15 protein-coding genes and 4 pseudogenes are annotated in these 22,001 nt (G+C 54.4%); 13 read left to right on the forward strand and 6 right to left on the reverse strand.

The annotated features are described in order from the left end of the window. Positions 1 to 3 precede the first annotated feature (3 nt). The 5 genes from QA648_RS33315 to QA648_RS33335 all read left to right on the forward strand — a co-directional run bounded on the left by QA648_RS33315 (position 4) and on the right by QA648_RS33335 (position 2,698). Positions 4 to 492, forward strand: coding sequence for a NifX-associated nitrogen fixation protein (locus QA648_RS33315; protein ID WP_283054347.1), 489 nt, complete (start codon positions 4 to 6; stop codon positions 490 to 492). 24 nt (positions 493 to 516) lie between these two features. Next, the gene (locus QA648_RS33320; RefSeq protein ID WP_260305790.1) at positions 517 to 720 is read left to right on the forward strand and encodes a CCE_0567 family metalloprotein; all 204 of its coding nucleotides are present in this window, start codon (positions 517 to 519) and stop codon (positions 718 to 720) included. Continuing rightward, positions 717 to 1,046, forward strand: coding sequence for a ferredoxin III, nif-specific (gene fdxB, locus QA648_RS33325; RefSeq protein WP_283054348.1), 330 nt, complete (start codon positions 717 to 719; stop codon positions 1,044 to 1,046). The genes QA648_RS33320 and fdxB overlap by 4 nt, the downstream gene beginning before the upstream one ends. A 54-nt stretch (positions 1,047 to 1,100) precedes the next feature. Further along, a complete protein-coding gene (locus QA648_RS33330; RefSeq protein ID WP_283054757.1) occupies positions 1,101 to 1,325 on the forward strand; it encodes an exopolysaccharide production repressor protein in 225 nt (74 codons plus the stop codon). A 359-nt stretch (positions 1,326 to 1,684) separates the two neighbouring features. Beyond that, entirely contained in the window at positions 1,685 to 2,698 is a 1,014-nt protein-coding gene (locus tag QA648_RS33335; RefSeq protein ID WP_283054349.1) for a 1-aminocyclopropane-1-carboxylate deaminase, read from the forward strand. Positions 2,699 to 2,991: 293 nt separating this feature from the next. On the opposite strand, the gene QA648_RS33340 is transcribed toward QA648_RS33335, so the two are convergent. Next, positions 2,992 to 3,819: a winged-helix domain-containing protein gene (locus QA648_RS33340; protein ID WP_283054350.1), complete on the reverse strand. Its 828-nt coding sequence runs from the start codon at positions 3,817 to 3,819 to the stop codon at positions 2,992 to 2,994. 246 nt (positions 3,820 to 4,065) lie between these two features. Here QA648_RS33340 and QA648_RS33345 point away from each other — a divergent pair, with 246 nt between their 5' ends. The 4 genes from QA648_RS33345 to QA648_RS33360 all read left to right on the forward strand — a co-directional run bounded on the left by QA648_RS33345 (position 4,066) and on the right by QA648_RS33360 (position 9,707). Continuing rightward, positions 4,066 to 4,989 (forward strand): hypothetical protein, encoded by a 924-nt coding sequence (locus tag QA648_RS33345; RefSeq protein WP_283054351.1) that lies wholly within the window; start codon positions 4,066 to 4,068, stop codon positions 4,987 to 4,989. Between the two features lie 379 nt (positions 4,990 to 5,368). Further along, complete coding sequence (locus QA648_RS33350) at positions 5,369 to 6,355, forward strand: LuxR family transcriptional regulator (RefSeq protein WP_283054352.1); 987 nt, start codon at positions 5,369 to 5,371, stop codon at positions 6,353 to 6,355. Positions 6,356 to 6,599: 244 nt separating this feature from the next. Further along, on the forward strand, positions 6,600 to 7,874 hold the full coding sequence (gene ectB, locus QA648_RS33355) for a diaminobutyrate--2-oxoglutarate transaminase (RefSeq protein WP_283054353.1): 1,275 nt from the start codon (positions 6,600 to 6,602) through the stop codon (positions 7,872 to 7,874). Between the two features lie 921 nt (positions 7,875 to 8,795). After that, entirely contained in the window at positions 8,796 to 9,707 is a 912-nt protein-coding gene (locus QA648_RS33360) for a MurR/RpiR family transcriptional regulator (RefSeq protein WP_283054354.1), read from the forward strand. 733 nt (positions 9,708 to 10,440) lie between these two features. Here the strand turns inward: QA648_RS33360 and QA648_RS33365 are convergent. From QA648_RS33365 to QA648_RS33375, 3 pseudogenes are all read right to left on the reverse strand, one after another. Further along, positions 10,441 to 10,893, reverse strand: a pseudogene (locus QA648_RS33365) (transposase); the annotation flags it as partial. Continuing rightward, a pseudogene (locus QA648_RS33370) lies at positions 10,891 to 11,025 on the reverse strand (helix-turn-helix domain-containing protein); the annotation flags it as partial. The pseudogenes QA648_RS33365 and QA648_RS33370, both read right to left, overlap by 3 nt. 141 nt (positions 11,026 to 11,166) lie before the next feature. Then, positions 11,167 to 11,418 (reverse strand): annotated as a pseudogene (locus QA648_RS33375) (IS110 family transposase); the annotation flags it as partial. A 207-nt stretch (positions 11,419 to 11,625) separates the two neighbouring features. Here QA648_RS33375 and QA648_RS33380 point away from each other — a divergent pair. Continuing rightward, positions 11,626 to 12,783, forward strand: coding sequence for a lysine 2,3-aminomutase (locus tag QA648_RS33380; RefSeq protein WP_283054355.1), 1,158 nt, complete (start codon positions 11,626 to 11,628; stop codon positions 12,781 to 12,783). 307 nt (positions 12,784 to 13,090) lie between these two features. On the opposite strand, the pseudogene QA648_RS33385 reads toward QA648_RS33380, so the two are convergent. Continuing rightward, positions 13,091 to 14,659: pseudogene (locus QA648_RS33385) on the reverse strand (IS66 family transposase). A gap of 765 nt (positions 14,660 to 15,424) precedes the next feature. On the opposite strand from QA648_RS33385, the gene QA648_RS33390 reads away from it, so the two are divergent. Then, a complete protein-coding gene (locus tag QA648_RS33390) occupies positions 15,425 to 15,829 on the forward strand; it encodes a helix-turn-helix domain-containing protein (RefSeq protein WP_283054356.1) in 405 nt (134 codons plus the stop codon). Positions 15,830 to 16,133: 304 nt separating this feature from the next. Further along, a complete protein-coding gene (locus QA648_RS33395) occupies positions 16,134 to 18,248 on the forward strand; it encodes a recombinase family protein (protein ID WP_283054357.1) in 2,115 nt (704 codons plus the stop codon). Between the two features lie 202 nt (positions 18,249 to 18,450). Here the strand turns inward: QA648_RS33395 and QA648_RS33400 are convergent, their stop codons facing one another. Continuing rightward, positions 18,451 to 18,822, reverse strand: coding sequence for a transposase (locus QA648_RS33400; RefSeq protein ID WP_240535525.1), 372 nt, complete (start codon positions 18,820 to 18,822; stop codon positions 18,451 to 18,453). A gap of 1,650 nt (positions 18,823 to 20,472) precedes the next feature. Here QA648_RS33400 and QA648_RS33405 point away from each other — a divergent pair. After that, on the forward strand, positions 20,473 to 21,747 hold the full coding sequence (locus QA648_RS33405) for a KamA family radical SAM protein (protein WP_283054358.1): 1,275 nt from the start codon (positions 20,473 to 20,475) through the stop codon (positions 21,745 to 21,747). Positions 21,748 to 22,001 lie beyond the last annotated feature (254 nt).

The following is a 22,001-nucleotide window of genomic DNA, read 5'->3' on the forward strand; positions in this document are numbered from 1 at the left end:
GAGATGACTTCGCCTATCAGCCTCGCCAACACAGTCGCAGATGATGATAGCGACGCAATGGCAACCCCGTTCATCAAACGCCTGGTTCGCTTGGTGAGGGCGCAGGATGCTCATGGGTCGTGGGACGGAAAATCGGACACCGACCTGCTTGCCGATTTCATTGTGACGAAGGAGCAGCGCCGGCAGATGCCGATTATCGGGGACCCCGATCCGGACGTGATTTGGAGGCTTCAGATCTTTTACACCTGTGTCGGGCTTGAAATCGAGGGGCACTCCGGCCTCGTCGCCTCCTCGATCGTGACGATGAACCCCGAGGGCTTCGGGCGAGTGGTTCTCACGACAGGGCGTTTGGTCGTCTTGTCGAAGACGCTCCGGGACGTGCATCGGTTCGGCTTCGAGACGCTTCGCAAGCTAGCCGAGGCCGGCACGAAATTGGTCGATGCTGCGATCGTCGCCATCAAAGCCTATCCCGACGTGGCGCGGGCGCCATGAAATCGGTTTTTGAGGAAAAAGATAATGTCAGACATTGTGGAGCAGCTTAAGAAGGTCCGTAAACTCCAGTCACGAGCGGCAACTGCGAAAATGGAGTTGCACGACCTTGCCGAGGACCTCCCGGTCAACTGGCCTAAGATCAAGACGATCGCAGAAAAAACGTTCGACGCGTTCGCCGAGTTGAATACGGCGAAGAAAGAGCTTGCGGTATTGGAGGAATCCCGATGACGGGGTCTTTCGTTACCCGCGATGGATCCAACTGGATGCCGGAGTATCTGACCGGCATCGATGGTAAAACTTGCATCGGCTGCGGCCGCTGTTTCAAGGTCTGCTCGCGTGACGTCATGCACCTTTACGGCGCCGATGAAGCGGGTGAAATCCTTGGCATCTGCGATGACGAAGACGATGACTTCGATGGCGAACTCAGTCGTATGATCATGGTCGTGGACCAGGAAGGGCGCTGTATCGGCTGCGGCGCCTGCGTCCGCGTCTGCCCGAAGAACTGTCAGGTTCATATAGCGGCTGACAAGCTCGCTTCATGTGCTGGCGTATAAACTCGGAGAACGACGGTGCCTTTTGCAATTTTCTGTCGCCTCCTGCAACTGGTCATGTGCATCAGCCTTCTAGGCACTTACCTCGTTTCCCATTCCATCCGCAGAGCAATGGCCACGACGTTGGATATTTGGCTCCTTTTTCAAGTGGCCTATTTCGCAAGCGTGCTCTTCCTGATGTGGCGAGCTAGTTGCGCTTCAAAGAGGAGCCGGCGGGTCTTGCGGTTCGATGATCGCGAGGAAATGCGCTACCGGCCAGAGCATTGCGAGAAGAAACACTGAACTACTCCGATGTCCTCCCAGCTTGGCTCGATGGTGCGGTTTGCTGCCCTTGAAGGCCGGGAATTGATCAGTTGTGAGCCTCGGGCTGCTTAGAAGGGACATTGATCATCGAGCATGACGTTATTGGAGCAACTACACGACATGACCGTCGGCGATCGCTTCCAGTGTCGCCACTGAGGAGTTTATTGTTTGTTTCATCAGCATTGACGTTGAAGCTGTGAGCACCGGCCTGGATTGCGTCGTCTCGATGCCAACGAGGGCAAGGGGACAATGGGATCTTTGGAACGTGGGAGAGTGCCGTCAGTCGCTTAAGGATCGCGCATAACTGACTGGATTTAAAGCCACATTGGAAGAGAAAAATGCTGAAAAATTTCGAACGATATCCCCTTACCTTCGGCCCTACGCCTATCGAAAAGCTCGATCGCCTCAGCGAGTATCTAGGGGGAAAGGTGGAGATCTATGCCAAGCGCGAGGACTGTAACTCGGGTCTGGCGTTCGGCGGCAACAAGCTCCGCAAACTCGAGTACATCATTCCAGACGCGATCGCGTCCGATGCCGATACGCTTGTCTCCATTGGTGGCGTGCAGTCCAACCATACGCGCATGGTCGCCGCGGTTGCCGCCAAGATCGGCATGAAATGCCTTCTGGTGCAGGAGGATTGGGTACCATATGAGGACGCTGTATACGATCGCGTTGGCAATATCCTCTTAAGCCGGATCATGGGAGCAGAGGTGCGGCTGGTCGATGACGGCTTCAATATCGGCATCCGCAGCAGTTGGGAACGGGCTCTCGACGACGTCAAGCAAAAGGGCGGCAGACCCTATGCGATCCCAGCGGGGGCCTCTGTCCACAAATATGGCGGTCTCGGCTATGTGGGCTTTGCCGAGGAAGTTCGCGCGCAGGAAAAACAGCTTGGCTTTGCCTTTGACTACATCGTGGTCTGCACGGTGACGGGCTCAACGCAAGCCGGCATGGTCGTCGGGTTCGCCAAGGATGGGCGACAGCGCAATGTGATCGGTATCGATGCTTCGGCAACCCCACTCCAAGCCCAGTCGCAGGTGCTCAACATTGCCCGCCAAACTGCAAAGCTCGTCGAACTCGGAAGGGAAATCGCCAACGATGATGTGGTATTGCTCGCGGACTATGCGCACCCCCGTTATGGCATTCCTTCCGAGGAAACGAACGAGGCCATTCGCCTTTGCGCGCGGCTGGAAGGCATAATCACTGATCCCGTGTACGAGGGAAAATCAATGCAAGGGATGATAAATCTCATCAGCAAAGGCTTCTTTTCAGAAGGATCCAGGATTCTTTACGTGCATCTCGGCGGCGCGCCGGCAATCAATGCTTACAGCTACACGTTTCGCAACGGCTGATCCCGAACGAAATAGTCTCATGCGGGCCCTGAAAATTGAAGGTTCCATGGATGCGCCAACAAGCAATAGTACTGCGGGTGCAGCCCTTTTTCCAATCTCAGCAATATGAAAATCCGCTACTATCAGCGACATTGCCATACCGTTGGCAAGCAAAAAATCCTCCGCCGAAAACGCCAAAATCAAGCACTGTTTTAATCACAATGCCTACTCTATTGGGGTGCGCCTATTTTGACCGATCAAGACGCAGCCAAATTGGCGCCGCAGACACGGCCAGGTTCAGGCCGATCCCGCAATTACGAATCCGATTTCTCGGAAAGCGCGTAGCCAACAGATCTTATAGTCCGTATCAGATCGCGGTCGCTGTCCCTATTTAGGGCCGCGCGCAAGTTACCAATGTGAACATCGATGGTGCGAGGCCCGATATGAACGGTATGCGGCCAAGCTGCATTCTTTAGTTCATCTCGCGAGTACGCCCGGTATGGGTTTCTCATAAAGTGCTCCAGCAGGCGGAACTGGGTTGGAGCGAGATGAATCGTCCGGCCGTTTCGGCGCACACGATGCGTGGCCACATCCAATTCAATGTCCTGAAAGGCAAGCAGTTCTTGATGCCTTGGAATGGAACTCCGACACGAGCCGTCCAAGATTCTGCCGATGCTTGTGAGCGCTATCTCTCGCGATCGGCTAACATGCTCATTGTCATCGAAGGCGAGCCTGTCTTGTTGAGTTACTTCATCAGCAACCTCCGCAATCGCAATGATCGACATTGACCGCGCCCGAGAAAGACGCAGGCGAATACAGAGCGTCTGCGTCTCAACGTCAGAGAAATGCATCCCAAGAAACACCACATCTGGCGTCGCCTCTTGCAAGTGTTTGGCAAGGGCGTTCCCATGGCTGGTATTGATGTACTTACATGCGCATTCCAAGAACTGACCAGAGCAATCGTCTGGTGCATTGATCAGCACCGCCGCTGAGTGGAAATCCCGATTGGTATCGTCCTTCGACATCGCGTGAAATCCTTGAATGAAAGTTCGGCCGACCTTCAGGTTTTTTCGCCAACAGAGTTTTGCACTTATCTCCAAAATCCAGTTTGTTGAATTGCGGCTTGCGCCGAAGCCTTCCATTACGGCACGTCGACGAATGGGTTTGATCCTGGAGGGAGTTCACTCGTCAGTCGGCGATTTTGCAGATAACCGTGCACGCGTCGTGCCAACGAAAAGATTGTTTTGAAACAATCCCATGGCTGTAACACTGAGCGCACATGTTCGAAATCTCGGACTTGGGCGCTTTGCCACTAAAGCAAAAAATACTCAAACTGAATCTGAAGCCAGCGACTTCGCACTAATACGTGCTTTCGGTTTGGCGAAGAAATGGATGTGTCAGCGGCAGGAGAACAGCCATGCACCCTTGATGCGGACCATCTATTCGGCTTGAGGATCTATGATGCTTTCGCCGTCGCCGATGGCTGCGCACAGCGTTTGGACATGAGCCTCGAAGAGGCGCTGATCCACCGCCCAGTCAACTATCTGATTAGGGAGTGGATCGAGGACGATGCAGAGTTAGTCTTATCGTATGTGCACAGTCCGAGGGCACTGCTAATGGAGAAATGTGCGATCGTTATCCCAGGCCCCCGACATATTAAATTAACTGCAAAAGAGCGCTTCTCAGCGCGCGCAGTTATGGTCGGCGGCACGTCCGTTCTGCAAGGTTTATTATCTCAATTGGCACGTGTTGGCGTGCAAAAGACGATTATCCTTGGACTAGGAGGCATGGGCGAGGTCGACCATCGTTTCTGTCACGAGCTGTATGGTATGGAACTCCGCGTACGCCCACTGCGCACGCCATATCCGGGACGCCTTATTGACGTGGCAACGGCAGAGGAAGTTGCTGACGTCAATGGGGTCGTTCTGATATTTACCGAGGATATGGCGATCAGTTTCACGATGCTGGAGCGCTTGGTGCGGTCATCATATCGCAACATTGTAGTTGCTAGCCAGTCACCCGGTAAACGATCGCTACGAGTGCTGACGGGAAAAGCGCAACGCCTTACAGCAATTATACCCGAAGGCTCCGACAGCCATGAAAGTGCGTCTGCAGATTTGAGCCTCGTCGGCGTTTATAAATTTGATGCGGCGTTAGTTCGGAGGATTGCGCTTAGGCGGCAACGTCGCTCGCATGACGATCCGGAGTTCTTTGAAGCAGCCTTTGGGTTTCACGGTCATCCAATCTATGTCATGTGTGCCGATCCGAGCGAAATGACGGTGAACAACGACATCCATACAGCCAGATTTTGAGTGCCGCATTTGAAGAACCTCGCCCAACGCTTTTCCTTCCGCGCACGCAATCTTTGATGCCCCAGATGCGGTCCCTGTTTTCGAAATGCAAAGCTTGGTGCCTGACACCAAATTGCGCGTATGCCAAACCACCGAGTTGATTCCTTCTTTCTTCGAGCACTTTCATACATAGAACGTCGCGAAGTTGGGGACTCACAACAGACACTATTGTCAGGTTTGTCCAGCCTGAGCGCGGCGTACTCGGCTGCTTTGCTGCTGCATTTTACATAAACGGCTAAAAAAATTGGTAGAGGCTCTGTGGGGGTTCTTTTCAGCAAGATTGGCACGACTCTTGAACTACGGAATTCCGAGCCCTCGGAAAAAACGGGAGGAAAGCACGATGTCAGCTCTTCCACAGCCCGCTTTCAAAGCTTTAGCGATAACGTTCGCCGAAGGCTCGGAGAGCCGTGGCCGCTCAGGGCCAGCGACGTCACGCACTGACGACAAAATGGCGTGCCATTATTTGACCGAGAGAGAGAATCGATTGTTTAGGGACGGTTGCGGTTCCACTCAAGTGAGTAAGCAGACCAGCCGAGTTGCCGATCTGATTTCCTCGGACCTCTCGCGGCCTTCTCAAGCTATAAATCGAGGGGAACTTGCGGTCGAGTTCGGCCGATTTCTTGACCAGACACATGGCATCGCTCAGTCTAAACAGTTATTTGAGCACTTATCAGCTTTCGCTCTGAATTTCGGCTGTACGTGGATAGCCTACGGTCCTCTTACAATCGAGCGCAAGGTTTTACAGCCGGTTCGACGCCCTTCACTTGAGATCCTGAACTATCCTGATGAATGGCAGAAGCGATGTCTCGAAATGGGTTATGATCGGAAAGCTCCCATTATCAAGGAAAGTCGAATGCGATCAGGCCCTATCCAGTGGAGGGAGGCATACGTTGGCCCTAGCACAACTCCAAACGAACGGCGTATCTTCGACGAGGCTGCAAGCTTTGGCGTAAGGTCAGGCATTACTATTCCCTTGCGCAGCTCGGCTGGAAGCTTCGCCATCATGAGCTTTGCCCAGCAAATTGAGCGTGAATACCACCACAGGGCAATCGCCTACTTACAACTTGCGGCGATACATTTCCATCTGAGACTTGCAAATGTCGCGGATTCGAATCCCATGGAGAAAGTGCCTGAGCTCTCGCTTAGGGAGAAAGAATGTATTCTCTGGGTAGCACGGGGAAAGTCGTCATGGGACATAGGAATTATTATGAATATATCCGAAAACACTGTTAATTTTCACATTAAAAACGTCATGCGAAAGTTGGACGCTGCCAGTAGAACGGTCGCGGCTATTAAGGCAATAAATCTGGGATTTATCGAGCTGTAGGAGGCGATTGTTCGTCTCTAGGCGGCAGTGCCGCCACTGCCGCAGCTCTGTTTTCCTGCGACAGGCCAATAATAAGCAAATAGGAACACTATCATTCTAGGTAGGAGCACAGTTAGCAATGGTCATATAGAGTTGCGGAAACTTTCCAAATGGACGCCGGATTTCGAGGCGTTGCTGAGATTTCGCGGTAATTGGCGTCAAGGGTACAGGCGCTGGGTCATGGCATCTGGTTGAGGAAATAATCGTGAGTAATGACCGCATTTCCAATTCCCTATTTGCTTTTGAAACCTTCGAATCGAACGTGCGATCCTATTCACGATCATTCCCCGTGGTGTTCACGAAAGCGGCAGGAGCCATCCTCGAAGACGAAAATGGTTGTGCGTTCATTGATTTTCTTTCCGGCGCGAGTGCCCTTAACTACGGTCACAACGATTCGTACATCCTAAGTGCTGCCGTGGAGTACCTGCAGTCAAATCGGGTTATCCATGCGTTAGACATGGCTACGTCGGCGAAAAGAGAGTTCATCGAGCTTTTTGACGAGCTGATTTTGCGCCCGCGTGGTCTTAGGTACAAATACCAGTTTGTGGGTCCCACTGGAGCCAACGCCGTCGAGGCAGCTTTGAAACTTGCACGCAAGGTCACTGGACGCCACAGCATCGTCTCATTCACCAACGGTTATCATGGGGTGAGCCTGGGCGCGCTTGCAGTAACTGGTAATCGATACTTCCGAGACGCGGCAGGTCTTCCTCCTTCCGGAGCGGTGTTCATGCCTTACGACGGCTATTGGGGCCCTGATCGGGATACTACGGAATATTTGGACAAAGTGCTTGCCGACGGTAGCAGTGGCGTCGATTTGCCCGCGGCCGTTATTCTTGAAACCGTTCAGGGTGAAGGCGGCATCAATCCTGCGAGCAGAAACTGGCTGCAGTCGCTCGAGCGGCTTTGCAGGAAGAATGGCATCCTGCTGATTATTGATGACATTCAGGCGGGCTGCGGACGAACTGGCGATTTTTTCAGCTTTGAGTTTGCGGACATTTCTCCAGACATCGTTCTTTTGTCGAAATCTCTCAGCGGTTGTGGGCTGCCGCTGTCACTCTTGCTGCTCAAACCCGAATTTGACGTCTGGCAACCAGGCGAACACAGCGGAACCTTTAGGGGCAACAATCTCGCACTCGTGACAGCGACCGCTGCTTTGCGAAAATACTGGACAAATGAAAAGCTATCTAACGAAGTTGTCGACAAAGGATGCATTCTAAGAGATCGTCTTCAGCAAGTCGCGCAAAGCAACCGAAATTCTAACCTATCCGTGCGGGGGAGGGGCATGATGTTCGGGCTCGACTGCAGTACGGGCAAATTGGCGACGCAAATCGTACGCAAAGCTTTTGAAGAGGGGCTTGTTGTAGAGCGATGTGGCGCGGAAGACCAGGTTATTAAACTTCTTCCTCCGTTGACAACTGACTGGCAGACTTTGCAACGTGGCCTGGACATTCTGGAGAAGTCTCTGCACGCAAGCGTGTAAAGCCACTTTGAAAAGGATAGCAATTGCGACCGAGTGACGTATCGGCAGTACTTTGTCGAAAAAGCTCCGAGACCGGCGTGCCCGCTCATGCTCCTTCAGAATGCCGATGATCTGTTCGTCCGTAAAACGGTTGCGCTACATTGCCTAGTCCTCTCAGTGTGACATGTCCCCCGAGAGCTTACTTCAAAATGGATTAATTCAACGAGGCAAGTTCAGCGCCAACGGCACGGAACCGGTTATAGTTGCGAAGAACGGCGCCGCCAATTTGGATGCGAGTCGCTCAAATCTCGATAATGCCACAGCTGTTTTTCTCAACATCTGGCGATCACGTCGTTCAAAAGGTCTATGTTGTCGCAAGCGAACAACGCGGAAGGCTCCTGCCAGCATTCCTAAAGAGCCAGCCAACGGACACTCCAGATTTGTCGGATTCGCGACAGGGAGTTGTCGGCTCTGCGACTCTGCATTCTCATTTAACAGTTAAATAAAAGGAAATAAACTCTTCGTCGGTCAGATCTGCGCACTGGCACAGCTTTTGCTTGACCCTCTCGGAAAGCCACGGAAACTGCCGTTCTTAGAGTCAAGGATGAGATTTGTGATTGCTGCGACGAAAAGAAAACGCCATATCACTGTGCCCCGAATGGCTCCATTTATTGCATTTTCGCCCTCATGCGGAGTTAACTTTTGGGTCTCTCCGGATGAAGATGTTGGGATGCTAGCGTCGAGACGCAGCGCCGGACCTCACGATAGAGTAATCTGTTCAATTCCGGGGAACGCCACAGCGCTTGACGTGCGTCAACTCGTGCTGCGTGAGCCAGCGTGAAAAGGTTGCGTTTCTCAACAATGGGCCGGTCTTAAATCCCTAAACGAAGGAATAGACCTTTGTCGCTTAAGGATTTGCCTCAAGGGCATCAGGAAGTAAGAATGGATTTTAACACTGCAAGTCTCATAAAGGACCGATATGAGCAATTCCCTCCGCAAATGAAGGTCGCTGCACGTTGGTTAGTTGACCATCCGACAGAAGTCGCGCTGCTGTCAATGAGAGAGCAGGCGCGCCGAGCAAGAGTGCCTCCGGCAACATTAACGCGGCTTGCGAAACGCCTTGGCTTCGATGGCTTCGACAAATTAAAGGAGGTATTCGCCGACAGCGTCAGGGAACGGCCGGAAAGCTTCGGCGGGGGTGGAGAATCGTTATTGGCGCGAGGGGAAATTGGGGGCGATGGCGTCCTCATTTGCGACACAGTAAATGCTTTGCAGGGTCATCTAAGCAGGTTCGCGCAGCCGTCCGCGATTGCCGCATTGGCGGCAGCAGCCGACCTCATAGCGGAGGCAAAACATATTTTTTGCATCGGCCGCCGTTCAAGTTTTCCCATAGCCTATTTAATGCACCATGTTGGATCATTACTTGGCTCTCCTACAACATTGATCGAGGGGATGGGCGGTGCCTCTGATGATGCACTCCGTTCTGTCGGTCCAGAAGACATTTTGCTAGCGGTCACAGTTAGCCCTTACACTCGCTTCACAGTTCAGGCAGCCGAGTTTGCCGTGTCTCGTGGTGCGAAACTCGTCGCTTTGACGGACAGCGAATTGTCTCCAATCGCTAAAATTTCTCAAATTGTAATCCGCGTTCGCACCGAAATTCCTTCGTTTATTCACACGATGACTCCCGCATTGGCCGCAGTAGAGTGTCTCATGGAACTGGTCGCCGCAAGACGTGGTAGCTGCGCTCTTCAAGCTTTGGCGGCCAATAAAGAACATCTCGTAGAATTCGACACTTATGTCCTGAAGAGCGGCGTTGGCACAAACTCTCATGACCAAAGAAGAACCGGAAATTGATGGATCGTTTTCCGCCTGCCCCGACAATCGCAGTTGACATCGCACATGCGCTTGACCGAAATAGGTGACAGGTGGCATCCCGGCTGGCAATTTCGATGAGCAGCTATCAGGAATCTGAACACGAAAAGGCAGCAAGAAGCCGGTGTTAACGTAGGCAGCCTGATACGGCCGATTGCCTTTGACGTGCCAATCAGCAGCGAACATTGATCCTTTTTAGAGCACGCCGTAGATTGGACAGAATGCGATTGTGAACGACCATCGCTTCAGCCGTTTCGAACAGAGGACCCATGAAGGTATCGCTCCCACAGCATCGAATTCACGAGGAGGCGCCATCGATGAGGATGCGCAGGCGGCCGATATAATCCAGGAGTACGAGGCTCGGATTGCAGAGCTCAAGCATCGCGTGGGCAAAACACATGCTAAGCTTCGAAAAACGACGGCTCACATCATCGCTCTGATGTCCGTTGTCAATAGTTTGGGCGCGAGGAGCCCGACCGTCCAAACGAACGGCTGTTCATGATGATGATCGCGTATGGGTGGAGGCGGAACTGTAGGACATCTATGATCAAGCTCTGATGCGCGGGTTGGTTACCGCATTCCCGATTGTGCGTCCGGGCTGTTCCGATCTTACGACGGGCGTCGGTCAAGTGCCGGCCACAAAGCGTCTGACGGGTGTTCCCCTGCCGTTGTCCCGCCCCCGCCCATGCGCGAGGTGCAACTTCGATGCAGCGATCTATGATCTGATCGCCTGCGCCTCCCTTGCAACAGCCCACATGAAGCCGGTCAGCTCCCTCGCAATCGCGGTGCAAACCACCGTCGTTCGCTTTCCCCGTCCGGCGAGCATTCGATATCGAGATGTCAGCCGACTCTGAGCTTTTCATGCAATCTCTCGAACTCTCGATGGGGCCTGCTCCATGAGGTAGAGCTTTCTTGTACCGATCTTTGGCGGGTGGCGATAAGTCCAGGGGCTCTCGACCAGCATGTGCCGAACCCGACCGTTGCCGGCCTTGGTGATTGCGCCTCGTCTGGCCGTCTCACCCGTTGATCGCTCGCCAGGTACCAGGCCGAGATAGCCCATCAGTTGGCGAGGGCTCTCAAATCGGGTCACGTCGCCGACCTCCGCGGCGAATGTGACTGCGACGATCAGATGGATCCCTCGCAGCGTCTGCAGAGCTCGAACGACCGGAGCCTCTGGTCCACGCTCGATGTATTTGCGCACCGTCTTGCGATCTATGCCAGTCTGCCTGGCAATCGCAGACACCGACAGCCCTTGTCGATGTAAATCCAGGATCATCATTGTCTCCCTCAGCTTGATCACCCAAATCCCCTTTCCGACCATCGGAAAGAGTATTGGCGATGACGCGCCGCCGGTCTTCCGGGCGCGCGCCAGAAGACCGGCGGCGCCTCAAACTGGGAAGATTCAAACGGCGCTATTGAGGGGTATTGCTCCGGTACTGACAGCTATACGCTGGATAATGCGGCGCATGCTGGCATCCGATGCCTCAACCTCGCCGACATAACGGATCTCTCCGTTTCGGCCAGATTCAGCAATCGCAATTGCATTCTTCAGCTTGGCAACATCGATTCCGACAAAAGCTTCTCTATAATCCGCCACGGCTCGTCCTCCTGTGATGAGGATCTGCTCGGCCTGTCCGAGCAACCCTCGGAAGACCAGTGTAGGGCGAGCCACCTCAGCCACGAAGACGGACATACGGCCTTACGTTTAACGGGTCAACTTGGGGGGTGCTGTTCCGGCCCTAACACTGAAGTCGCACGTGTTCTGACGATGCCGCTGGGTAATCAGCTGACTGCTCGTCTTTGCCGGCAAAAAGATCATCGACGGCACGTTGATTGCATGGGCATAACAAGAAACCCTTGCGCCCATTGCGTTCCGCCTTCTTTTATTAAAGGGCTCTAAATGAAGACCACCCGAACTATCCAAAGTAAAACGGCAAAACAAGTGAATGTGGATCCGCTCACCAGTTCGAACCCGCGGTTGTCATCGAAGATCATGAATTTCGTGGAGGGCGCGCGTGCAATAACCCCCGGCGAGCTGGAAGCTAACAATATCACACGTTATCGTGTCACAAGATTCTATCGCAAACAAATCGTTAACAGTGACTATTACGATCAACTCAAATTCATCGTGGAGCCCTCATTCAAAGAGTTTGACAATACCGGTGATCTGGATACCAGCGGCGAGAATGATAACACGGTCGTGCCTGGATTTCAGCACAAGTACGCTCAGACAGGTCTGTTGCTTGCAACAGACCGCTGCGCTTCATACTGCCGCTATTGCTTTCGCAAACGCCTAGTTGGAAAGGACTCAGATGAAATTGCAGCTGACTTAGGGCAAATTGGACGATACATTGGAAATCATCCTGAGATGACGAACGTACTTATATCTGGAGGCGACCCATTCGTGCTCAGCACCCATAGGCTCCACGAGATTCTTGATTATCTATTGCCGTTTCCGCATTTGAACTCGATTCGTTTTGGCACAAAAGCACTCGCGTACGCACCCAAGAGGTTCGAGGATCCCAGCTTGGTGACCCTGTTCAAACGGATCCAGGACGCAGGTAAGGCAGCCTTCATCGTCACACATTTCGATCACATCGGTGAAATCTCGATCGACGCAGAGCGCAACATCCGCTCTCTGCGTGCACGAGGCGTTGAGTTTTTTAACCAATCGGTGCTTCTGGCGAAAGTCAACGATGATCCTGAGATCTTGGCTCCGACCTTCGCCAAATGTCATCAGATGGGGGTCCGTCCATACTATCTCTTTCAGGCAAGACCGGTGAAAGGCGCATCCCATTTTCAGGTTTCGCTGCGTCGGGGACTAGAGATTACGCGCGGGATCAACCAACGTCTCAGTGGCATCCAAAAGACATTCAAATATATCATGTCGCACTACACAGGAAAGATCGAGATTCTTGACCTTGGAGCCGATGGCCGTGTGTACATGCGATATCATCAGAACAGGTCTCAGGAAAAGATTGGGAAGATATTTTCTCGTCCATACCTTGAGGGCGCCTGTTGGCTAGACGATTTGTTCGAAATATCAGATGGAAAGTAAGTGATGGAGTGGACGCTTCCCACTTAACGGCGTTTACGTGCCAGAATTGTGCGTTGGAACATGAAAGAGGAAAGCGTCGATGGAGAATCGGCCTAGATTTGACGAAAAAGAAGCATCAAGTCTGGGCAGAACGAGTCTGACGACGCGGTGATTTTTCGCCCAAAGGTCTTGAGGACAAACTGCTGCACCGTTGAGCACGCGCCATTACAAAGCTTAGGCCGCCGTCAAAATAATCGCGGTGATTTCCACGTTGCACCCACTCTTCGACAAGGCGCGAGAGCTCGATCACGAAATTGCTCGTAAGCGGTTAGCCGACGGCGTCTGGTTTGAAGTTCCATGGCATGAGCAGCTCAATATCAGCGGCTGGCCAGCGATTTGCGATGCGGGTGAGCGTTTGAGATAGCCAGGCAAGCGGATCGACATTGTTCATTTTTGCCGTCTGCAGAAGTGTGGCGATCGTCGCCCATGTCTCTCCGCCGCCCTCGCTGCCGGCAAAGAGACTATTCTTCCTCGTAATGGTTTGGGGCCGGATGGCACGCTCGACTATGTTGGAGTCGATTTCGACGCGGCCGTCCGTCAAGAAGTGCTCCAGCGCCCCCGGCGTGTCAGGCCGTAGCGTATCGCCTCAGCAGTCTTGGACTTTCGGAGACTTTGGAGAGTTCCTTCTCCCACAACTGGAAGAGATCGGCGACAATGCCAGCGGACGTCTCCTGACGGCGCCTCGCGCGCGTTTCGGCATCACTGCCGCGGATCTCGTCCTCGACCTTCCAAAGTTCCGTCATGGCTGTGATCGACGCCGTTGCAGCGTCATTAATGCCGCCGACATGCAGCTCGTAGAACTTTCGGCGTAAATGTGCCAGCATCCGGCAAGCTTGATCGTTTCATTGCTGCCGGACTTGGCGCGCTCCTTGAGCATGCTGGTATAAGCCGAGTACCCATCCACTTGCGGGATGCCGCTGAACCCGGCGAGATGACGCGCGACACACTTGCCACCCCTGCTGTCTTCGAAGCGATAGGCAACCATCGGCGGGCCAGACCCGCCAAACGGTCGGAGCGTAGGCCCATAACCACGCCTTCATCGTTCTACCAGAGCCGGGGACCAGCGTCGGTAAGGTGGTCTCGTCTGCAAAACCCTCTCTCCGGCTTTAATGCGTTCCAAGATGTAATCCGCCAGATCCGCAGCTCGAAGCCCAGATGCCCCATCCATTGGGCCATCAAGAGCGGCTGAGAACCACGCTGTCGCGCAGATAGAGAGGCGGAAGACCATCGGCGTATTTCGACACGGCGATATAGGCCAGCAACCGTTCGCTCGGCAGCCCACCTTCGATGATATGCGCGGGCGCCAAAGCCGCAGCACGCCGTCACGTTCGCGGAAGGCATATTTCGGGCGGCGTGTGACGATGACCCTGAACTTCGGCGGTATGACATCAAGCCGCTCGGATCGGTCCTCGCCGATCAGAACCTTTTCCAAGCCTTGGCAGTCGTCGGGGATCTCCGGCTCGATCACTTCCTCGATGCGTTCGAGATGGGCGGCAAAACCTTTGCGTGGCCGCGCCTCCCTTTTTGGCCGCTCTTTGCCCACTTGGCCGAGCTCGCTGTCAATCGCCGCAAGGCCAGTCTCGACCTCCTCAAAAGCGAAGTCTATCTGCTCGTCGTTTATCGCCAGCCGCAGTCGCTCGGAGCGCGTACCGTTTTGGGCCCGCTGCAAAACCTTCAAGATCGCCGTCAAAGTGGTGATCCGCTCGTCGGCTTTCTGTTGGACAGCCTTCATTCGGGCAATTTCGGCGTCAGTCGCAGCCTTCTCTGCGTTCAAAGCAATGATCATCGCTTTCAGCGCATCGACGTCGTCAGGAAGGTCTGGACCGGGTAAAACCATGCGCGTAATAGAGCATAGAATCAGCCGATTTCCCAACACTTACAGCAACATGATTCAACTTGCCGCACATCGTCATCAGCCGATCGAAAGTGGCCGGCGCACCTTGGCGGGGCGGATCTTTTTCCAATCCATTCCGGCTAGAAGTGCCATTAATTGCGCATGATCGAGACGGACGCGGGTAGCAGACGGGACAGGCCAGCAGAAGCCATTTTCTTCGATTATTTTGTACCTCACAACAGAATGCAGCCACTGCCAACGCAGATACGCAGTTAGTGCGGGTGACGCATCCGTTTCATCCTTTATTCCCACGGCAGTTGCCGTGCGTCGGCAAGCGCTACAACCGGCATGGTGAACGCCTTTTGCTGCAGACCGAGGACACCACTGTTTGGTCGGTTCCTCCGCAATGGACTGATCTTGTGAGCTTGGATCCTGAGGTCGTCATGAGCAACGGGCGATCGCTCTTGCGGGTAGTCGACTTAATGGAGTTTGGCCACTCTGGTGAAGCGCCTTTCGAGCAAATCGGGGCCGGGCTGACGTGCGGAAGTGTAAGGATAAATATGCCGCATTTGTAAAGTGGATTATGCCGCAAGAGGTCGCTTTTATGAGAGGTTACGCCTGCAAATACAAGATATCTCGTCAAATAGACCATAAGCATCGTCTTGACGAGGCAGCAAAATGCGTCATAATTAGCATTACGCTAACACCGCTTCATGTCCTCGGAGCCATCGATGTCTGCGAAGTACGACAGCAAGCGCACAAAGACGGATGGCCTCATCGAAGAGGGCACGTTCAATCCCACCCCGAGAAGGTGCGCGATCCAAAGTTTCGGGCAGCGAGTTCTTCGATCCGCACGACGCCGTGCAGGTCAAATACGAGATGCTGCGTCGCGTCTCCATCGACAAGGTGTCGGTGACGGAGGCCTCCGACGAGTACGGTGTTTCCAGGCCAACCTACTACCAGGCCAAGGTGAACTTCGATATGGCCGGCATTGCCGGACTGGTGCCGACGAAGCCGGGGCCCCGCGGTCCCCACAAGATCGACGACAAAGTCCTGGCATTTCTGCAGGCGCAGCTCGCCCAGGAGAACCCGTTCGCGCCCGGGAACTGGCCAAGCTGCTCCGCCAGGAACTCGATATCGAGCTTCATCCCAGATCGATCGAGCGGGTTCTAAAAAAGCGGCACGTAAACATTGCCGCGACGGCGGCATGCCCGATCCAACCGTCGACCATCGCGTCCCAGTACGAGGTATTGCGCAAGGCAGCCCTCGGCGCAGCGCTGCCGCTTATGGCCCGTAGCGGCCTGATGCTCTTTCTGCGCCGGGGATGTGGGGATGGGTTCAGGCGCTGACCGCAGCAGCAAGCACTCCGCGAGCAGAATTACCCATCGTCATTTGCTTGTCCGCTGCACGGCGGACACAGCGCCGTCGTTCACGTCCTTGCGACAATCGCCATGAGCACCAACGATCGGAGGTCACCATGAATGTACATCTCAAAGTCCAGCCTCATCACCTCGAACGCGGCGCCTACCTCTACATCCGCCAGTCTTCCATGCGGCAAGTCGTTGAGAACGTTGAGAGCGCCAGGCGGCAATATGCGCTTCGGGGACGCGCTGTCGCCCTCGGCTGGCGCGACGAGCAGATTATCGTCATCGACAACGATCAAGGAGAGTCCGGTGCATCGGCGGCGTGGCGCGAGGGGTTTCAGCGGCTGGTCAGCGATGTCGGCATGGGGCATGCCGGGATCGTCATGGGCCTGGAGGTCTCCCGTCTGGCGCGCAACAATGCCGACTGGCAGCGTCTGCTGGAGATCTGTGCCCTTGCCGACACCCTGATCCTCGACGAGGACGGCGTCTATGATCCGGCAAGTTTCAACGACCGGCTCCTGCTCGGCCTGAAGGGAACAATGAGTGAGGCCGAGCTGCATGTGATCAAAGCCCGGCTGCGCGGCGGCATTCTCAATAAGGTGCGGCGCGGCGAGTTTCGTTGCCTCCTACCGACCGGGCTGGTCTATGACCATTTCGGCAATGTGACTCTTGATCCAGACATGCAAGTCAGAGAAACGATCATTCATTTCTTTGAGATGTTCTCTCGCCTCGGGTCCGCCTCCCAGACCGTCAAGGTCTTTCGCAATGAAGGCCTATTGTTTCCATCGCGCCTACACAACGGCGGCACGCTATTTCGGCCGCTGACCGCATCGACGGCGATGCGTGTCCTGAACAATCCCGCTACGCTGGCGCCTATACCTATGGCCGACGACAGTTTCGACGCACCATCGACGGCAAAGACTCTGCGTGCGCGCGACATTGATGACTGGCCGGCCTGCATTCCCGATGCTCATCCCGGCTATATCAGCTGGGAGCGACATCAGGAGAATCTGAAGATCCTCAAGGCGAATGGCCGTGGATTTGAAGCGGCACGAGCTTCAATCCCAAGGGAGGGACCGGCACTGCTGCAAGGCCGGGCCGTGTGTGGGCAGTGCGGCAGCCATCTTAGGGTTCGCTATGCGGCGCGACGTGGCCGGCAGGAAGCCTGGTACATTTGTAATCGTGCCCGCATTTATCGTGCGGAGCCTATGTGTCAGTCGATCGCTGGGCCTCCCGTCGATGAAGCCATCGGTATGCTGATTGCCGAGCAGATGACGCCGGCGGCCGTCGAACTCGCTCTCGAAGTCCGCAAGGAGATCCAAGCCCGGCATGAAGAAGCAGACCGGCTGCGCTGTCGCGCAATCGAACGCGCCCAAACGGAAGCCGAGCTCGCTCAGCGCCGCTTCATGCTTGTCGATCCTAGTAACCGCCTCGTCGCCGACACGCTCGAAGGTGAATGGAACGAGAAGCTTCGCACGCTGGCCAGTGCCCGCGAAGAGCGCGAACGTGGCCGAGAGCACGATCAATTCATCCTCGATAAAGCTGTCCACGAACGGTTAGTCGCGATGACGGCCGACTTCAACCAGCTCTGGAAAGATCCGGATACCCCAAGCCGCGAACGCAAGCGATTGCTGGCCCACATCATTGAGGATGTCACTCTCTTAAAGTTGCCAGCGGAAGGAACCACTAAGCTTCACGTTCGCTTCAAGGGCGGCAAAATCCAGACGCTCACCACCATGAACCCAAAATCCTCTCCTCAGCAGATCAAGACAAAGCCCAGCATCATTGAACTGGTCGATAGGCTTCTCGACGATTACATTTATCCCGAGATCGCCGAGATTCTAAACGAGCAGGGGCATCGCCCAGGTGGAACCGCACGTCGCGGCTGCCAGGACGCCCGCTTTACACCCCTCAAAGTCGCCTATCTCATCCACGAATATAAGCTGCGATCACGATATGATCGACTGCGACAGCGGGGAATGCTGACAAGACAGGAAGCGGCAGTGCATCTCAATATCAGCGAGCAAACCGTCGCCAGATGGGCCAAATTTGGCCTCATCACCAGACATGCCTATAACGGGCACTATAGCCTGTACGAAATCGCCGATGGAGACCTGCCGCAAAAGCAATGCAGTCGATGGAATCCACTCGAAGATCGCGCTGCTGCGTATCGACAAATGCAAACCGAGCCAAGAACATCAACTGGCGAGGAAAGAGGTGTAGTATGAACGCCGATCGTTGGCGTAAAGGCAGACCCCACTGCCGTCCCACCAAACAATGCGGATCCGGTCTGCACGTTTCGAGCGGAATACATAAAGAGCACCGTTAAAGGGTCGAGGCCGCCATCGCGCACCAGGGCCATCAGCGAGGCCGCGCCTTTGCGGAAGTCAACCGGTTGGCACGACACATAGACCACGACACCCGAAGCGATCATGCTTGCCGTACCGCCCTGACGATGCCGCTCAGCAGCGCCGGATCGATCGAAGCGCTGACGCGAAGTGTCGTGTCGCCCACCTGGATCTCGACAGTGTCCGTCCGCACCGCCTCGAAACGAGTAAAGGCCTCATCGTTTTCGGTTGCTCTCAACCGCTGAACCGAACCAGATGCAAGGGCTACGCGCCGCCATCCAAAGAGCTGCGATGGGTCCATTCCATGGGCACGCGCGACCGCAGAGACATTTGCGCCCGGAGCCAACGCTTGCTCCAGGATCAGAGCTTTCGCCTCATCTGACCACGACTTCGGTTTCCGCCGCGTTCGCACCGGCTCCGCCGTCAGAATTTCGAACGTACGATCATGATTCATATCTTCACTCATAGGATTCCCAGCATGATTCATGCTGAAAATGAGCGATTTCGCGTCTCCATGCTACGTGGGATGGCCTGTCCGCTTACAATTGCTCGGAGAGCGCGACGAGATGACATTGCCAAGGTATCCCCACGGTGACGGCCGTCTTGGCGAGCTTAGGCTGAACGTCGCAAGTCCTAGTGGTAGCACTAGGACTAGTCCTATGACGAAGCAGCATGTTGAGGTGATCACATCGGTTGAGCGACGTCGGCGGTGGTCTACATCTTGACGAAACGCCGAGGTGGCCGGGAGATACGAAGTCAGCTTTCGGGCTATAGGGGGATCGTGCAGGCCGACGCCTTGGCGTTCATCGGCAACACGGTCAAGCCCATCATCGACACCGTTGTTGATCACTACAACAGGATAGGTATCAGCTCACAACGCCTGGTGCCTATGCGCCGATTTCGAATGTTAGCGCCTGCCGGACAGCTTCGTAATAATCTTCGATACGTGTTTAATCGTTAGTGACGCGTCTTGGGCGAGGTATGGGATGCGTGTCGAGCTTCTCGGGTAGGAACGTCGGCGTGTGTGGCGCGGCGAGCAGAAGTTCGAAATTGTTAGATTGGTTGGGAATTTACGGAGTACATTTGTACTTGACTCCGGCGGCCACTAACGCGAGCGCCACTTTACGCCTCATCACAGTGGCGACGCGAGGATCTCAAAAATCCGAGGCATTAATCTGGTATAGCAGATTCCGGGCGCGATAAGACTGCGAATACGATGAGCGGCGACGTTACTGTCCTCGGCAGCTTCGGTGAGCGTCAGCAATTCGACAATTTGACCGATGGAAGTATAATCAGCGTCATACACGGTGATGATGAATCAATCACTGTTCTAACTAACGACGGCATCGACGAGCTGACGCAGATGCTTTCCGCTGCCTGCCGTTCCCCGAAGCCTCCTCGACGACTTCGACTTCCTCTAAACTCCAGACGCAATCGCCCGCATCAAACCGACATCTTCGCGGTAACAGTCGGCCGGTTATAGTCCTTCCCCAACCGCCAGAGGCCCAACTCCTGCTCAAGGAGCAATGGCGCGAGGGACCTCAAGCCGTGGACGCAATCTATGCCTATACTAGCCCCTCCGCTTCGATCCGCTGAACCCGCAGACCAACCCTGGCGAGTCAACAATATATGCAAGATGCGTGTGCTGATAACTTATGAACAAATTTTATAACGTCCTCCTGACGTGCATTGTCAATGTGAATTGGCCGCGCGTTGCTCGTACCGGATAGGCCGGTGCTGACGAGCGAGAGTCTACGTCGGTCGGACGAGCTATTTACGTGGTTACCGGTATTGCCGACATCATGCTCACGCTCATCGCCATTTTCAGCGATGTCGATCCGAAGGCTTGGCTGTAGACGTTCATTGGTCCCATTTCCGACAATGTCAGGCATCCGCGCAATACTGTTAGCGCGCTATCTATGTTGTTGTAAAAGAGTTTTTCCTTTGGCACGGTTCATGCTTCGGTATCCGCAAACGCGATATCAACTGGGGAATCACCCATGACTATTGCCGACTGTGCTGTTGCAACCGTCAAGTCCTCGCGAAAAGCGGCGCCATCCACGGGGTCAGTATCTTTCCTCTTTTTAGCTCAAGCGAAGTTCCGATGAGCCGCATCGCACATGAAATGAATGAAAAGTTCGCGGACGCTTCATGGCAAGAGCGTCATGCTGTCACTCGCGTTGACCAGTTGCGCGAATGGATGGACGACACCGACAGTACCCTTATGCGAGATATTGAGCTCGGCCTTGCGCGCGCGCCTATGGCGATGCGGATTACGCCTTATGTCCTGAACTTGATCGACTGGTCGAACTTCCTCCAAGACCCAATCCGCAAACAGTTCATTCCCGTTGGAAGCGAAATGCTTCCCTCTCACCCGTTGCTACAAATGGATTCGTTACACGAACAAGAAAGTTCACCTATAGATGGATTTGTGCATCGCTATCAGGACAAGGCACTTTTACTTGCGACAGACCGGTGCCCTGTCTATTGTCGTTATTGCACCCGCAGTTACAGCGTGGGTTTAGACACGCAATCGTTCTTCAAAAAAAGGGCGCCGCCTTTCCAGAGCCGCTGGAATACCATCTTGGCATATCTTCGTGCGACCCCCGTCATCGCTGATGTAGTGGTGTCTGGAGGCGATTGCTTTCGCCTCAAACCATCGCGACTTCTAACGATCGGAAAGGGCCTTCTGTCCGTCCCCTCAATTCGCCGTGTGAGATTTGCGACGAAAGGCCTTGCTGTACTGCCTATGAAAGTCACAAGCGATCATGAATGGACTGATGCTCTTGTCAGCATTAGCAATGCTGGCCGGGATCAGGGGGTAGAGATCTCATTTCATACTCATTTCAACCATCCTTTAGAAGTCACCGACTATACGATTGCGGCTGCGGACCTTCTTTTCAAGCGGGGAATAAGGATGCGCAATCAGTCGGTTTTGATGGCTGGCGTCAACGACGATCCAGAGGTTTTGAAACAGCTCGTCAAAAAACTCTCGGATCTGCATATTCAGCCGTACTATGTGTACAGTTGTGACCTCGTCGACGGACTCGAGCACATGCGCTGCTCAATAAGGCTAGCATGTCAGATAGAAAAGGCATTACGCGGAATCACGGCTGGATATAATACCCCGCTTTTCGTTGTCGACACGCCAGGAGGCGGTGGAAAGCGCGATGTTCATAGCTTTGAGCATTATGATAATCAGACAGGAGTTGCTGTGTACCAGGCCCCAGCTGTCCGGCCGGGGCAACTGTTCACCTATCCGGATCCATTGCAGTCTCTCTCTCCAGAAGCGCAGGCTGCGTGGTTAGATCCACAACGCGCCAATCGTATGCTGAGCGATGCAATTGAGGCCGCTCGAGCAAAATTGATGGCTGTTTGAATGAGTGATCCTGCGGCAGATAGAGTGATCGCGGAACTGGTATGACGGTTTGAGGGGGCGGCGTATGCAGCGGGATAGAGTCTCGAGAATCTCACCAATGAGCGTTTGCGATTTGAGATCGGCAATGCGCCTTTTGGGCGCAGTCGATCTCTCCAACGGGCTCTGAACTAGCACCCAGCTCCCTGACGGTCCGCCATCAGGCTATGTCATGGATCGTTTGATACAGAATAGACGCCGCGCCCGAAATGAATTGG

This window comes from Rhizobium sp. CB3171, from assembly GCF_029714265.1.
In the GTDB taxonomy this organism is placed as follows: domain Bacteria; phylum Pseudomonadota; class Alphaproteobacteria; order Rhizobiales; family Rhizobiaceae; genus Rhizobium.

Bases quoted from the DNA above. Each gene is read 5' to 3' on its own strand.
- QA648_RS33350 (WP_283054352.1), top strand. From the start codon at position 5,369: ATGTCAGCTCTTCCACAGCCCGCTTTCAAAGCTTTAGCGATAACGTTC.
- QA648_RS33395 (WP_283054357.1), top strand. From the start codon at position 16,134: ATGAATGTACATCTCAAAGTCCAGCCTCATCACCTCGAACGCGGCGCC.
- QA648_RS33390 (WP_283054356.1), top strand. From the start codon at position 15,425: ATGGCCTCATCGAAGAGGGCACGTTCAATCCCACCCCGAGAAGGTGCG.
- QA648_RS33320 (WP_260305790.1), top strand. From the start codon at position 517: ATGTCAGACATTGTGGAGCAGCTTAAGAAGGTCCGTAAACTCCAGTCA.
- QA648_RS33340 (WP_283054350.1), bottom strand. From the start codon at position 3,819: ATGGAAGGCTTCGGCGCAAGCCGCAATTCAACAAACTGGATTTTGGAG.
- QA648_RS33330 (WP_283054757.1), top strand. From the start codon at position 1,101: ATGTGCATCAGCCTTCTAGGCACTTACCTCGTTTCCCATTCCATCCGC.
- fdxB (WP_283054348.1), top strand. From the start codon at position 717: ATGACGGGGTCTTTCGTTACCCGCGATGGATCCAACTGGATGCCGGAG.
- QA648_RS33360 (WP_283054354.1), top strand. From the start codon at position 8,796: ATGGATTTTAACACTGCAAGTCTCATAAAGGACCGATATGAGCAATTC.
- QA648_RS33315 (WP_283054347.1), top strand. From the start codon at position 4: ATGACTTCGCCTATCAGCCTCGCCAACACAGTCGCAGATGATGATAGC.
- QA648_RS33405 (WP_283054358.1), top strand. From the start codon at position 20,473: ATGAGCCGCATCGCACATGAAATGAATGAAAAGTTCGCGGACGCTTCA.
- QA648_RS33380 (WP_283054355.1), top strand. From the start codon at position 11,626: ATGAAGACCACCCGAACTATCCAAAGTAAAACGGCAAAACAAGTGAAT.
- QA648_RS33345 (WP_283054351.1), top strand. From the start codon at position 4,066: ATGGATGTGTCAGCGGCAGGAGAACAGCCATGCACCCTTGATGCGGAC.
- QA648_RS33335 (WP_283054349.1), top strand. From the start codon at position 1,685: ATGCTGAAAAATTTCGAACGATATCCCCTTACCTTCGGCCCTACGCCT.
- QA648_RS33400 (WP_240535525.1), bottom strand. From the start codon at position 18,822: ATGAATCATGATCGTACGTTCGAAATTCTGACGGCGGAGCCGGTGCGA.